The following is a 12,991-nucleotide window of genomic DNA, read 5'->3' as shown; positions in this document are numbered from 1 at the left end:
CTCGTCTCCTTCCCATAAGCCGTTCCGGACGGGTCTTTCATGCAGCCCGTCCTTTTAAGGCGGTCCGGTTTGGGCCGGCCGCCTTAAATCATAGCCTAGGATTCGGAGCAGAGCCTAGAAGGGGCTTGCTTAATTATTCGGAGATGCGCGCTGCTCTTTAAGGCTGATGCTCAGCGCTCGATGCACATGGCGATGCCCATGCCGCCACCGATGCAGAGGGTTGCAAGTCCCTTCTTGGCGTTGCGGCGGCCCATTTCATGGAGCAGCGTGACGAGGACCCGGCCACCCGACGCTCCGATCGGATGCCCGATGGCGATGGCGCCGCCATTGACGTTCACGATCGAAGGATCCCAGCCCATGTCCTTGTTCACTGCGAGCGCCTGGGCCGCGAAGGCCTCGTTCGCCTCGATAAGTTCGAGGTCGCCGACCTTCCAGCCGGCCTTCTCCAAGGCCTTGCGCGATGCCGGGATCGGACCCGTGCCCATCACGGCCGGATCGACGCCGGCGGTCGCCCAGGACGCGATGCGGCCAAGCGGGGTGAGCCCGCGCTTCTTGGCTTCCTCCTCGGTCATGAGAACGAGGGCGGCCGCGCCGTCATTGATGCCGGAGGCATTGCCGGCGGTCACGGTCCCGTCCTTCGAGAAGGCTGGCTTCAGTTTGGCGACAGCCTCGAGGGTCGTGCCGGGGCGGATGTACTCGTCCTGGTCCACCACGATGTCGCCCTTGCGGGTCGAGATGGTGAACGGTGTAATCTCGTCCTTGAAGCGGCCGGCCTTCTGGGCCGCCTCGGCCTTGTTCTGCGACGAGACTGCGAACTGATCCTGCTCCTCGCGCGTCAGCTGCCAGCGCTGGGCGACGTTCTCGGCGGTGTTGCCCATATGGTAGCCGTGGAAGGCATCCATCAGGCCATCCCTGAGCATGGTGTCGACGAGCTTGAAGTCGCCCATCTTGGTGCCGCTGCGCATATAGGCCGCGTGAGGGGCCTGGGACATGGATTCCTGACCGCCCGCAACGATGATGTCGGCATCGCCATTGGCGATCTGCTGCAGGCCGATGGCAACCGTGCGCAGGCCCGAGCCGCAGAGCTGGTTGAGGCCCCAGGCCGTCTTTTCCTGCGGGATGCCTGCGGCCATGGCTGCCTGGCGAGCCGGATTCTGGCCCTGTCCGGCAGTGAGGATCTGACCGAGGATCACTTCGTCGACCTCTCCGGCCTCGACCTTGGCACGCTCCAGCGCCGCCTTGATGGCCACAGCGCCGAGTTCATGGGCGGGCGTGTTGCCGAAGGCGCCGTTGAACGAGCCGACCGCTGTACGCGCTGCGCCGACGATGACGATGTTGTCCCGGGCCATTCCGATCTCCTGTGCTGTTGGGGCAGGAAGCCCCTTTGGGCTCCGATCAAAGCGCCGTACGGAAGGAAGTCAAGCGCCCGGCTTGTATATAAGGAGCAAGAGAAGGATCGCCTTTAGACTTTTAGGGCTTTGATCGCGCGACGGAACACTTGTAGGTTGACGCGATGGCTGACGTCCCGAGTCCCATGTGACAGGGAATGCCGGCTCGCCGGGTTTCGCATTCAATCAGGACGTATCGGGTTCCATGGCGACGGACAAACAGACCGACAAGCAACCGACCGTAATCAAGAAATACGCCAATCGCCGCCTCTATCACACCGGGACTTCCACCTACGTGACTCTCGAGGATCTGGCCGGCATGGTCCGCCAGGGAGAGGATTTCGTCGTCTTCGACGCCAAGTCCGGCGAGGACATTACCCGCTCGGTCCTGACGCAGATCATCTTCGAGCAGGAGAACAAGGAGGGGCAGAACCTTTTGCCCGTCACGGTCCTGCGCCAGTTGATCCGGTTCTATGGCGACAGCCTGCAATCCCTGGTTCCAAGCTACCTCGAATTCTCTATGGAGAACCTGTCGCGCGAACAGCAGAAGCTGCGGGAGCAGATGACGCAGGCCTTCGGGCCGTCCGCCTTTCAATCCATGGACGAGCAGGTTCGCAAGAACATGGCCTTCTTCTCGGAGGCCATGCGTATGTTCACACCCTTCGCCCAGCGGAACGGCGCGGACGCGACGTCGAAGTCCGAGTCGGAGGGTGAGGGGGGCAGCGAACTCCAGGATCTGAAACGGCAGATGGCCGAAATGCAGGCCAAGCTCGATCAGCTAGCCCGCAAGTAAGAGAGGTCCCGTGACGCTGGGCAGCCGAAACGGCCGCCGTTCTAGGCGCGCCGCACTCTGAGCGGCGTCAGCCCTGGCAGCGCGAGAGCCTCGACGTCGCCCGCGAGGGGCCCTTGCAGATAGTCCACGCCCCATTCGGCGAGTTTTTGGGCGCTTCCCTCGTCGCTGACGCCATCTGCAACCGTCCCGATGCCGAGATGCTGGGCGATGTCGATCAGACGCCGCAGGAAGAGCCGCTCGTCCGTGGAGCGACCGAGAACCTGGGTGAAGGCACCGTCGATCTTGAGAAGGTCGATCGGCAGGTGTCTCAATTGCGCCAGCGAGGCATAGCCCGAGCCAAAGCCGGACAAGACGATCCCCACGCCAAGCGCCTTCATGGCGTCCAGGCGCCCGCGGGTGCCGCCGGGATATCGCAGGATGCGTTCAGGAACCTCGATCAGGAGGCGGGATTCGATGCCGGGACGCGCGCCCAGGTGGGCTGCGAGCATCGTCGACCATTCTGCGTCCCGCAGAGCCGCGGGCGCGATGGCAAGGCTCACGCGCGCGTCGGGCTGGCGAGACAGATGGTCTGCCGTCAGCTCCAGCAGGCGGCCAGCGACCAGAAGCGGCAGGTTAGTTCCCTTGAGCGGCGGGACATGGCCGAGAATGCTGTCTCGGCCACCTGTCTCGGGCGTGAGGGAGGCATGGGCCTGGCTGAAGACGGCATTGCGTGTCTGCGCATCGATGGCAGGCTGCAGAGCAAGCGCGATGCGACGGTCGTTCAGAGCATGGACGAGATCGAGCGGGTCCGTTCCCGTTTTCGTGGCCGGGGAGGGCGAGTGCCGCTGGGGCCGATACAGGACAACGGCCTCATTGCCGATGGAAGCTTCATGAAGCGCCTGTTCGGCGTGCCGTAGCAGATCCGTCGCCTCCAGGGCATGATCCGGCGCCGAGGCCGCGCCCAGCTGTACCTGCACGTCGTGCTCGGCGGCCAAACCGGCCAAGCGTTTCATCGCGCTCATGGCATCCCAGGCCGCGCAGGAGGCCAGAACCAGGGCGAAACGGTCGGTGCCGAGGGCGCTCAGCGAATCGCGCCGACGCATCATGGGCCGGAAATAGTGGGCGAGGAGGTCGAGATCCGGCGCATCCTCTTCGCCCGCGACGCGGCCGACGATCAGGGTGATGGAATGGGAAAACCGGAGGGCCTCCGCGATATTGCCGTTCAGGCGCGCCAGCAGGCTCGAACGGAGCCGGATCGCGCCCGGCAGCAGATCGCCGGCCGCCTGGTCCGCGCGCAGAAGGCCGCGGGCATGGCGAGGGCGACCCTCGCCGTCCACCTCGATGCGGCCGGAATCCTGCACCATCAGCACTTGGTCATTGCCGAAGCGCAGAGCATAGCGAAGCTCGTAGGTCGTCTCGGCTCCGAGCTGCGTGACCGCGGCCAGCCGGTCCGACAGCCCCCCATCCGGCTCTACGAGAGCCGCATAGGCCTGTCCTGAGCGAGGCAGGGCATCCGGCGGCAGGCCGAGAGCGGCCCCGGCATTCGGCCCCCAGGTGAGCGTGTCGGTTCCGATATCCCAGTCGTAAACGGTGGCCGAAAGGGCAGCGAGGGCGGCTTGCGGATCGGCCGCAGGTTGCGCATGCCGGGCAAGGGATGCTCCCTTGAAAAACCCAGCACGCCCCTGCCGCTTCCCCGTCATGACACCGATCCTCGATACGCACACGAAGGGCGGAGGAGCATGAAGAACGCCCCGTCGACACCCTCGACACCGGCGTTCAGGATCGGGCTTGAGGCTTAATGAACTGTAAAAAGGCAGGCTTTTATGGAGGCCCTTCAACAACAAAAAACCGGCGCTTGTGGCGCCGGTTCAATGCTGTGCAGGTCGCAGCTTTTTAAGCTTCCGACTTCACCTTGAGGATCTGACGGCCCCGGTACATGCCGGTCTTCAGGTCGACGTGGTGAGGACGGCGCAGCTCGCCGGAATCCTTGTCCTCGATATAGGTCGGGGCCTTCAAGGCATCGGCGGAGCGACGCATGCCGCGCCGCGACGGCGACGTTTTTCTCTTTGGAACGGCCATTTCTCGTCTCCGGTCAATAGCGGAGCGCCCGCTCGAACCGGGAAACGCTCACTTGGGAACTTGATGAGGTTGCGCCTCATACAAGGTATTTGAGGAAATATCTAGCCCCAAACCGTGCAGGCCTCGACGGATCGAGCTGCGGCGTCATGAAGCTTCAGCCCTTGAGGCAGTCGCTGAACGGGGCCGCCACCTCCATACGCCCAATCAGCCGCACTGCCAAGGCTTGGTGCCCCGCGCGCGGACGGCCGGGATTGCGTGCAAGCGGATTCGGCAGAGCCGTTGCCAGAAGGGCGGCTTCCCGTCGGGTCAGGGCTTTGGCGGATTTGCGGAAATACCTTTGTGCAGCCGCCTCGGCGCCGAAAACGCCCTCGCCCCATTCGGCGACGTTGAGATAGTTCTCCATCATCTTCCGTTTCGACCAGATGAGGTCGAGATAGAGGGCGATCGGCAGTTCCAGGCCCTTGCGGAGATAGGAGCGCCCCGGCCATAGGAAGAGGTTCTTGGCGGTCTGCATAGGGATCGTGGAAGCGCCTCGGGAGGGGCCATCCTCGTCGGCGGCCTCCACCACGTCGCGAAGGGCATCCCAATCGATCCCATGATGATCGCAGAAGCGGCCGTCCTCGGAGGTCAGGACGGCGAGCGACAGCTGAGGCGAGATCTCATCGAGGGTCACGAACTGGCGTTCCATTGGCTGAAAGGTCAGCCAGCGCCCGAGCATCAGGGTGGAGACCGGCGGGAGGCTCCCATACAAAAGGCCTAGCCAAAACACGGCCGCCGCCCATAAGAGGATGAGCCCGAGGCCGAGCCCCACGAGGCGGCGAAGCCATCGGAAGGCGGTCGACGGCTTACGCCGGGGTGCCGCTTCCCGCTCAGGGCCCACGTTTTCGCTCTCCTCGGGCCGCCCACTTTCGGCGCCCGTATTCAGGCTGAACATGATGTCATCCACCGGCTCTTTCATGACGCGACTGTCCGATGTCGCAAGGGATGTCGAGGCCTGCCTCGAAACGTTGCTATCAAACGAAGCGCATTCGGGCGAGATGGCAAGGCCCGCACGCCTGATTTCCGCGATGCGGCATGCCGCCCTCGGCGGCGGCAAGCGGCTCAGGCCCTTTCTGACCATCGAGACGGCGCGCCTGTTTTCTCGAAGTGGGGCGGGGCCGCTGCGAACGGGAAGCGCTATCGAGCTGTTGCATTGTTACTCCCTCGTCCATGATGATCTCCCCTCCATGGACGACGACGATCTCCGGCGGGGGCGCCCGACCGTGCATAAAGCGTTCGACGAGGCGACGGCGATCCTTGCCGGCGATGCCTTGCAGACCCTGGCATTCGAGGTCCTGGCTGATCCAGCCACCGATGCGGATGGATCCGTGCGCGCGGATCTGGTGCTCGGCCTCGCCCGCGCCTCCGGCCTCGGCGGCATGGTCGGCGGGCAGCAGCTCGATCTCGCGGCGGAAGGCCGTTACGGAGTGGCAGAGCTTGGCGAGAACGAGATCCGGCTTCTGCAGATGATGAAGACCGGTGCGCTCCTGACCTTCTCGGTGCAGGCAGGGGCCATTCTCGGCCGGGCCGACCAAGAGAGGCGGCAGGCTCTACGGATCTACGGCCGGGCCCTCGGTGCTGCGTTTCAGGTGGCGGACGACATTCTCGACCGGGAAGCTTCCGCGGAGTCACTCGGCAAGCGCACCGGCAAGGATCTCGAAAAGGGCAAGGCCACCCTCGTCGATCATCTCGGCATGGAGGGTGCCAAGCGGGAGTGCCGGCGCCTCGTCTCGGAGGCGCAAGAGGCGCTTGGGGTCTTCGGACCCGCAGCCGAGACCCTGCGCGAGGCCGTACGCTTCGTGGCCGAGCGGGAAGTTTGATCATGAGCGCCGTGACGATCCGACGTGCCCACAAGTCCGATCTGCCGTTCATCATGGCGACGGAGCGTGGCGAGGGATACGCGGAACTCGTCGGACGCTGGGAGGAGGGCCAGCATCGGACCGAGCGCCAGAAGTCGGGCAGCGCCTATCTCATCGGCGAACAGGAGAGCCGGCCCAACGGCTTCGCAATCCTGCGGGATCTCGACGATCCTTTCGGCAACGTCCTCCTCAAGCGCATCGCCGTGCAGCGGCCGGGCCACGGGTTCGGAAAGCGTTTCCTGTCCCTCGTGATGGATTTCGCATTCGCGCAACCGAATACCCATCGCCTGTGGCTCGATGTCTTCGTCCATAATGGCCGGGCGCGGTCGGTCTATGGCAGCCTCGGCTTTCGCGAGGACGGTACCCTGCGCGAGGCTTATGCGAAGCCGGATGGCACCCGTATCTCCCAGGTACTATGTCGATCCTGCGCCCCGAATGGGAAAACCGCGCTCTCACGCCTCTGCCGAGCGGCGCTCTTTCGCCCAGCGCGGAGGTTTGAGCTCGCTGACGATCACGCCCGCGACGATAAGGCCGGCGCCGATCAGGGCCGCGGCGGGCAGGCGTTCTCCGGCGATGCGACCGACGATTCCGGCCCAGACCGGCTCGCCGGCATAGATGACGGTCGCCCTGGTCGGCGACACGGTCTTCTGCGCCCAGTTCATGGCGAGCTGGATGCCGGCGCTGGCAACGCCGAGACCGACCGCGCTGAGGATCAACAGCCACGACATGCCGGGAATCGGCTCTCCCATCGGGGCCATGCCTCCGAAGGCCAGGAGCGAGGCAGTTGCGAGCTGCACCACGGTGACGCGGCGTACATCCACGCGACCCGCATAATTGCCGATGAGGATGATCTCGGACGCGATCGCGATCGCGCTGATGAGGGTCAGCAATTCACCCCTGCCCAGTCCGATCGAGGTCCCTTCGGGACCGGCGAGCAGCACGAGACCGCCGAACGCCAGTCCGATCCCGATCCACGACATCACGCCCGGCGGGCGACGCAGGACGAGCCACTGCAGCAGCGGCACGATCGGCACGTAGAGGGCCGTGATGAAGGCGGACTTGCTGCTCGGGATGGTCTGAAGGCCGTAGGTCTGGAGCGTGTAGCCGAGAAAGATACTGACGCCGATCAGAACCCCTGCCTTCACCTCGCTCCAGGTCAGCCCCCGCAGGACCGGAGCGGCGAGGAGACCCATGAACAGGGCCGCAGTTCCGAATCGCAGGCCGACGAAGAACAGCGGACCGCTGACGGCCAGGACGTTCTGAACGGTCAGGAAGGTGGCGCCCCAGATCACGGTGATTCCCACCAGGACAGCCTCGCTCCGGCTGAAGAAGAAGCGGAAGCGGGGAGCGGGAGAAGAGGCGACGGCCACGGGACATCCTTGCGTGAGAGGCACCGTGGGTATGGTGAACGACCGAGGGGGTCAAGCTCACGCGCTCAATTTAGGGCGCAACGATGCGGCATCCGGCGCGGCGGTGCTATGCATCAGGTTTTCTTGACAGCCATCACGTGCAGCCAGTTCGTGGGTTCATCGTCATATCCGCTGCCCATCTCCTCCTCGATGGTCAGAGCCCTCCAGCGAGAGGCATCGTAGACGGATCGCAGCCAACCCAGGGATGGATAGTTGTAATACCGATCGAATCTGTCCCGCCCTTCCTGCAGTCCCGCCTTGAAGCTTGCGTAAAAGACGCCGCCGGCCCTCAGAGCTGCGTGAACACGTTCGATGATGCGCGGCAGATCCTTTCGCGGCACGTGGAGGAGACTGGCATTCGCAAAGATGCCGTCGAAGGCGTTTCGCGCATCCAGATCTTCGAACAACAGAACACGCACGGGGCGACCGAGACGTTTTTCGGCTTCTCTTGCGATTTCCGGAGAGCCGTCGGTGGGCGTCACATCGAAACCGCGCGCCAGCATCGCTTCACTGTCCTGTCCGCCGCCGCATCCGAGTTCCAGAATGGTGCCGCCCGCCGGCAGCGCCTTCAGGAACGTGTCGATCCGCCGATGATTAGCTTCCTGCCCACGTGCGGCATAGATCTCCGCCTCGCCCGCATAAAAGTTCAGGGTGATAGCGTCATGGCTCGGCATGGATGTTCCCGCAAATAAGCCGCTGCTCTGTCTCTAGGACACTGGCTCTTGTGACGATGCATCATTATACGGTCGGGACCCAGAAGCGAAGCTTCACCTTTCCCGTAAGGCTCGCATGTGGAAACCTGCCGTCGAGGATGCCTCCGTTGGCGAGGATGACCTTTCGGGAGGCCTCGTTGGTCTCATCGCAGGTGATCACCACGCGCGCAAAACCCTCTTCCCGCGCCACCGGCAGGATGAGCCGCAGGGCCTGCGTGGCGTAGCCGCGCTGGCGCTTCCAGGGCACGACCGCATAGCCGATATGGCCGAGTGCGGTTGGTGGTAGCGTCTCCGTACCCGGTTGGAAGCGAAAGCCGATGCGCCCGCAGAACTCACCGTCGCTGATCCAGAAATCGTGTGCCGGGAGCCGAGGCACCTCCCGGCCGTCGGGAAGGCGAATGGTCGGACTGTTGTAGAGATCGTGCAGGAATTGCGCACGGTCATGCCGCAATCGTTCCAGCTGTTCCTGGCTCACGTCCTGGTCCGTATTGGGAGACCAGCCCTGAGCGAGGGCATGTTCGTAGCCCGGAAGATCGGCGAGGTTGGGGCGGATAAGGGTAATCGTCATGGTCGCATCGTCGTGGCGGCGCGACACGGAGATCGCGCCAGTCGAATGACAACAATCCTATATGGTCGCTCCTAGACGGTCACCTGCGTGCCGACCTCGACCACGCGTCCGGTCGGGATCTGGAAGAAGTCCGTCGCATCGCTGGCCGATTTGGCGAGACTGATGAAGACCTTGTCCTGCCAAAGCGGCATGCCGGACTGGGCGGCTGGGCGGATGGAGCGCCGCGACAGGAAGAACGACGTCGCCATGATGTCGAACTTGAAGCCCTGCTTGCGCAGGATGGCGAGGCCACGTGGGATATTAGGCGTTTCCATGTAGCCATAAGCAATCTGAACACGCCAGAACGAATCGCCCACGTGCTCGATCTGGACGCGATCCTCGTCTTCCAGGCGCGGTACGTCCTCGTTGCGGACCGTTAGGATCACGTTCTTCTCATGCAGCACCTTGTTGTGCTTGAGATTGTGCAGGAGAGCGGCAGGAGCCGTATCGGGATCGCTGGTCAGGAAGACGGCGGTGCCTTTGACGCGGTGCGGCGGGCTCTTTTCCAGCATCCTCACGAGTTCGAGGAGTGGCACGTCGATCTTGCGGGTCTTCTCGAACAGGATGGTCGTGCCTTTCACCCAGGTCCACATGAGGGTCATGAGAGCGGCCGCGAGAATGACCGGCACATAGCCGCCTGTGAAGATCTTCAGGAGATTGGCGCCGAAGAATGCCAAGTCGATGAACAGGAAGGGCAGCATCACGAGGAGCGTCAGGGCCAGCGACCAGCGCCATCCCTTCCAGATCACCAGAATGGCGAGAATCGCATCGACGGCCATCGCGCCGAAGACGGAGACGCCGTAAGCGTGCGAGAGATTGCTCGACGAGCCGAAGATCAGAACCAGCACGATGACGCCGAACAGCAACAGTATGTTGACCCGCGGCAGGTAGATCTGCCCCTGGTGGGTCTCCGACGTGAACCGGATCTCGAGCCGCGGCAGCAGACCGAGCTGGATCGCCTGGCGCGTCAGGGAGAAAGCCCCCGTGATCACCGCTTGGCTCGCGATGATGGTCGCGAGCGTCGCAAGGCCGATCATCGGCAGGAGGGCCCAGTCAGGCACCAACCGATAGAGCGGCGACTCGGCGGCCTCAGGATGGGAGAGAACGAGCGCGCCCTGGCCGAAATAGTTGATCACCAGCGCGGGAAAGACGAGGTAGAGCCAGGCGCTGCGAATCGGCCGGGCACCGAAATGGCCGAGATCCGCATAGAGAGCTTCCGCACCGGTGACCGACAGACAGACGGCGCCCAGGACCGCCAGGGACACGGTGGGATGGTTGTGGAAGAACGTTGCCGCATAGATCGGGTTCATGGCGAACATCACGGTGGGGTCGTCAGCGATGTGCATGAAGCCAGCCACCGCAAGGGCCGCGAACCAAGCGAGCATGATCGGGCCGAAGAAGGCGGCGACCCGACCCGTCCCCCGGCTCTGAACCATGAAAAGGGCAGCCAGGATCACGAGGGTGATCGGCACCACATAGGGGTCGAGTTCCGGCGTGGCGAGCTTCAAGCCTTCCACCGCGGAGAGGACGGAGATGGCGGGAGTCAGGACCGCATCGCCGTAGAACAGGCCCGCTCCGGCGATCCCCAGCATCAGCACGATGCCGCGCCGCCGACCGAGGGCCCGTTGCGCCAGGGCTACAAGGGTTAGTGTTCCGCCTTCTCCCTTGTTGTCGGCGCGCAGCAGGATGAACACGTATTTCGCCGTCACGACGAGTACGAGCGACCACAGGATCAGGGACAGGACGCCGAGAATGATGTCTCGCGTCACAGGTCCGCCGGCTGACGCTGCGGCAACAGATTCCTTGAAGGCGTAAAGAGGGCTTGTACCGATATCACCGAACACAACGCCGATGGCGCCCAGCATGAGCGTCCAGAAGCTCACCTTGTGATGGGATTCAGGGAGGGAGGCCTCTGGAGCTGCGGAATCCGCATGCCCGGGAGCGACAGCGTGCTGTACCATATGGTTATCTTTTGCGGATCTATCCGCAGACGGCCCTCGTTGAACTGCTCTGACGACTAAGAAGGGCGGCCCTCCTTATCGGATGCGGCGGCCGTCCATGCCGGCGCGGCGGGCTCTCTAGCACATCGCGCCAAAGCGTAAAACGGAATTTGGACTCCGGTTCCATTTGTACCGGAGCCCCTATCGACGCCTATTCGGCAGCATCCCGCCCGGCGTGACCGTAATTCCGCTCAATATAGTCCAGGACGAGCTTCTGAAAATCCTGTGCAAGGGTCGGGCCGCGCAGGGTCATGGCCTTGCGGCCGTCGATGAAGACAGGCGCCGCCGGCTGCTCGCCGGTGCCGGGGAGGGAAATGCCGATATTGGCGTGCTTCGACTCGCCCGGTCCGTTCACGATGCAGCCCATCACGGCGACGTTCAGATTCTCGACGCCCGCATAGGTCTTGCGCCATTCGGGCATCGAGGTGGAAATCCAGTTCTGGATGTCCCGCGCCAGCTCCTGGAAGACGGAAGAGGTCGTGCGCCCGCAACCGGGGCAGGCCGCAACGAGAGGCACGAAGGTCCGGAAGCCCATAGTCTGGAGTAGCTCCTGGGCGGCCTTGACCTCCAGGGTCCGATCGCCTCCGGGCTCCGGCGTGAGGGAGAAGCGGATCGTATCGCCGATCCCCTGCTGTAGCAGGATGCCGATGGCCGCCGAGGAGGACACAATGCCCTTACTCCCCATTCCGGCTTCCGTGAGCCCGAGATGGATGGCGTAGTCCGAACGCCGGGCAAGCTCCTGGTAGACCGCGATCAGGTCCTGGACGGCGGAGACCTTGGCGGAGAGGATGATCCGATCCCGTGCGAGGCCGATCTCCTCGGCGCGGGCGGCGGAGAGCAGGGCCGACTGGATCATCGCCTCCCGGGTGACCCCGCGGGCGTCGCGGGGTCGGGGAGACGCGGCGTTCTCGTTCATCAGATGCGTCAGGAGCTCCTGGTCGAGGGAGCCCCAATTGGCGCCGATGCGCACGGCCTTGCCATACCGGATCGCCATCTCGACGATGGCGCCGAACTGCCTGTCCTTCTTTTCTTTGAATCCGACATTGCCCGGGTTGATCCGGTACTTGTCGAGGGCTTCGGCGCAGCCGGGATGCTCCGCCAGCAGTTGGTGGCCGATATAATGAAAGTCGCCCACGAGAGGCACGGTGACGCCGAGCCGATCAAGCCGCTCGCGGATCCTTGGGACCGCCGCTGCCGCCTCGTCGCGATCGACCGTGATGCGGACGAGTTCCGACCCGGCACGGGCGAGGGCAGCGACCTGAGCGACCGTGCCATCCACATCGGCCGTGTCGGTATTGGTCATGGACTGCACGACGATAGGAGCGTCCCCGCCGACCATGACGGACCCGACCTGCACACCGACGGTGTGGTGACGAGGGGCCGGCCCGGCCCAGTCTTCGAAGGAGGTTGGGTCGCCGGAGGACGTTGGGATTGCAGACATCGGTCATCCTGAACGGCAGCGTTCGGGCTGCCGCCGTTTAGCTGATGCCGAATCTTCTATCCGTCAAGCGCGGCTTATCGCATCGCCGCCGCAATGAGCGCATCGCCCCATGATTTCCAGAAGCTTGGCGCGGGGTCCGAAGCCCTCCCGATTCAGCAGCGAATTGACTGCATAGGTCAGCTCCGCCGAGGTCGTTTCATCCACGCCGCCGCAGGCTTCGCAGATCAGGAATGCCGTCGTCTCGGGCGCATTGTCCACATGGAAGCTCGCGATATAGGCATTCTGACTGGCGAGTTTGTGCACCAATCCCTGCTCGATCAGGAAATCCAGGGCCCGATAGACGGTGATCGGCGCCATCCGGCCGCCGGGCGGCGTCAGGTACTCGGCGAGTTCATAGGCTCCCATCGGCTTGTGGGTGGCATAGAGCGCCTCGAGGACCCGGCGTCGTATCGGGGTAAGGCGAACCCGGTGAGCGCGGCAGATCGCTTCGCTCTGAGCCAGTGCCCGTGCGGCCCGCTCGGCTTGGCGCTGCGCGTGCGCGCAGGGCTCCTCCTGAAGGATGGGCAAACGGGAAGCAGATCCGGACATGATCATGGCGCGAGCCTCGATGAAAGGGACGCGGCCCCGAACCGCCAGAGTCGGGATCCACTTCGTTTATATAGGTTATAGCGCTACCTTTTCATA

12 protein-coding genes and 1 pseudogene are annotated in these 12,991 nt (G+C 63.9%); 3 read left to right on the top strand and 10 right to left on the bottom strand.

The genetic code is table 11. The features are described from left to right. Positions 1–170: 170 nt before the first annotated feature. The gene (locus K9B37_RS15275; protein WP_224314231.1) at positions 171–1,349 is read right to left on the bottom strand and encodes an acetyl-CoA C-acetyltransferase; all 1,179 of its coding nucleotides are present in this window, start codon (positions 1,347–1,349) and stop codon (positions 171–173) included. A 244-nt stretch (positions 1,350–1,593) separates the two neighbouring features. On the opposite strand from K9B37_RS15275, the gene phaR reads away from it, so the two are divergent. After that, entirely contained in the window at positions 1,594–2,181 is a 588-nt protein-coding gene (phaR, locus tag K9B37_RS15270) for a polyhydroxyalkanoate synthesis repressor PhaR (RefSeq protein WP_224314399.1), read from the top strand. Between the two features lie 41 nt (positions 2,182–2,222). Here phaR and K9B37_RS15265 read toward each other — a convergent pair whose 3' ends face one another. From K9B37_RS15265 to mtgA, 3 genes are all read right to left on the bottom strand, one after another. Beyond that, positions 2,223–3,860, bottom strand: a complete 1,638-nt coding sequence (locus K9B37_RS15265; protein WP_224314229.1) for an EAL domain-containing protein — start codon at positions 3,858–3,860, stop codon at positions 2,223–2,225. Positions 3,861–4,053: 193 nt separating this feature from the next. Then, entirely contained in the window at positions 4,054–4,239 is a 186-nt protein-coding gene (gene rpmF / locus K9B37_RS15260; RefSeq protein WP_224314227.1) for a 50S ribosomal protein L32, read from the bottom strand. A gap of 154 nt (positions 4,240–4,393) precedes the next feature. Continuing rightward, entirely contained in the window at positions 4,394–5,173 is a 780-nt protein-coding gene (mtgA, locus tag K9B37_RS15255; RefSeq protein ID WP_224314225.1) for a monofunctional biosynthetic peptidoglycan transglycosylase, read from the bottom strand. Here mtgA and K9B37_RS15250 point away from each other — a divergent pair. Further along, on the top strand, positions 5,172–6,098 hold the full coding sequence (locus tag K9B37_RS15250) for a polyprenyl synthetase family protein (RefSeq protein ID WP_224314223.1): 927 nt from the start codon (positions 5,172–5,174) through the stop codon (positions 6,096–6,098). The genes mtgA and K9B37_RS15250 overlap by 2 nt on opposite strands. Before the next feature lie 2 nt (positions 6,099–6,100). Next, a pseudogene (locus K9B37_RS24930) lies at positions 6,101–6,478 on the top strand (GNAT family N-acetyltransferase); the annotation flags it as partial. 111 nt (positions 6,479–6,589) lie between these two features. On the opposite strand, the gene K9B37_RS15240 reads toward K9B37_RS24930, so the two are convergent. The 6 genes from K9B37_RS15240 to K9B37_RS15215 form a co-directional block, all read right to left on the bottom strand. Next, positions 6,590–7,507 (bottom strand): DMT family transporter, encoded by a 918-nt coding sequence (locus K9B37_RS15240; protein WP_224314221.1) that lies wholly within the window; start codon positions 7,505–7,507, stop codon positions 6,590–6,592. A 113-nt stretch (positions 7,508–7,620) separates the two neighbouring features. Next, positions 7,621–8,220, bottom strand: coding sequence for a class I SAM-dependent methyltransferase (locus K9B37_RS15235; RefSeq protein WP_224314220.1), 600 nt, complete (start codon positions 8,218–8,220; stop codon positions 7,621–7,623). Positions 8,221–8,284: 64 nt separating this feature from the next. Beyond that, the gene (locus K9B37_RS15230; RefSeq protein ID WP_224314218.1) at positions 8,285–8,827 is read right to left on the bottom strand and encodes a GNAT family N-acetyltransferase; all 543 of its coding nucleotides are present in this window, start codon (positions 8,825–8,827) and stop codon (positions 8,285–8,287) included. A gap of 71 nt (positions 8,828–8,898) precedes the next feature. Next, on the bottom strand, positions 8,899–10,827 hold the full coding sequence (locus K9B37_RS15225; RefSeq protein ID WP_439651737.1) for a potassium transporter Kup: 1,929 nt from the start codon (positions 10,825–10,827) through the stop codon (positions 8,899–8,901). 190 nt (positions 10,828–11,017) lie between these two features. Further along, positions 11,018–12,307: a flavodoxin-dependent (E)-4-hydroxy-3-methylbut-2-enyl-diphosphate synthase gene (gene ispG / locus K9B37_RS15220; RefSeq protein WP_224314216.1), complete on the bottom strand. Its 1,290-nt coding sequence runs from the start codon at positions 12,305–12,307 to the stop codon at positions 11,018–11,020. Positions 12,308–12,370: 63 nt separating this feature from the next. Further along, the gene (locus tag K9B37_RS15215; RefSeq protein ID WP_224314214.1) at positions 12,371–12,901 is read right to left on the bottom strand and encodes a Fur family transcriptional regulator; all 531 of its coding nucleotides are present in this window, start codon (positions 12,899–12,901) and stop codon (positions 12,371–12,373) included. Positions 12,902–12,991 lie beyond the last annotated feature (90 nt).

It is taken from the genome of Microvirga puerhi, from assembly GCF_020089865.1.
In the GTDB taxonomy this organism is placed as follows: domain Bacteria; phylum Pseudomonadota; class Alphaproteobacteria; order Rhizobiales; family Beijerinckiaceae; genus Microvirga; species Microvirga puerhi.
The sequence above is the reverse complement of the archived record's forward strand: the minus strand, read 5'-3'. Positions and strand labels throughout refer to the sequence as shown.

Excerpts from the sequence above, each read along its gene's own strand:
- K9B37_RS15230 (WP_224314218.1), bottom strand. The coding sequence starts at position 8,827 with ATGACGATTACCCTTATCCGCCCCAACCTCGCCGATCTTCCGGGCTAC.
- ispG (WP_224314216.1), bottom strand. The coding sequence starts at position 12,307 with ATGTCTGCAATCCCAACGTCCTCCGGCGACCCAACCTCCTTCGAAGAC.
- mtgA (WP_224314225.1), bottom strand. The coding sequence starts at position 5,173 with ATGTTCAGCCTGAATACGGGCGCCGAAAGTGGGCGGCCCGAGGAGAGC.
- K9B37_RS15275 (WP_224314231.1), bottom strand. The coding sequence starts at position 1,349 with ATGGCCCGGGACAACATCGTCATCGTCGGCGCAGCGCGTACAGCGGTC.
- K9B37_RS15250 (WP_224314223.1), top strand. The coding sequence starts at position 5,172 with ATGATGTCATCCACCGGCTCTTTCATGACGCGACTGTCCGATGTCGCA.
- phaR (WP_224314399.1), top strand. The coding sequence starts at position 1,594 with ATGGCGACGGACAAACAGACCGACAAGCAACCGACCGTAATCAAGAAA.
- K9B37_RS15215 (WP_224314214.1), bottom strand. The coding sequence starts at position 12,901 with ATGATCATGTCCGGATCTGCTTCCCGTTTGCCCATCCTTCAGGAGGAG.
- K9B37_RS15265 (WP_224314229.1), bottom strand. The coding sequence starts at position 3,860 with ATGACGGGGAAGCGGCAGGGGCGTGCTGGGTTTTTCAAGGGAGCATCC.
- K9B37_RS15235 (WP_224314220.1), bottom strand. The coding sequence starts at position 8,220 with ATGCCGAGCCATGACGCTATCACCCTGAACTTTTATGCGGGCGAGGCG.
- rpmF (WP_224314227.1), bottom strand. The coding sequence starts at position 4,239 with ATGGCCGTTCCAAAGAGAAAAACGTCGCCGTCGCGGCGCGGCATGCGT.
- K9B37_RS15225 (WP_439651737.1), bottom strand. The coding sequence starts at position 10,827 with ATGGTACAGCACGCTGTCGCTCCCGGGCATGCGGATTCCGCAGCTCCA.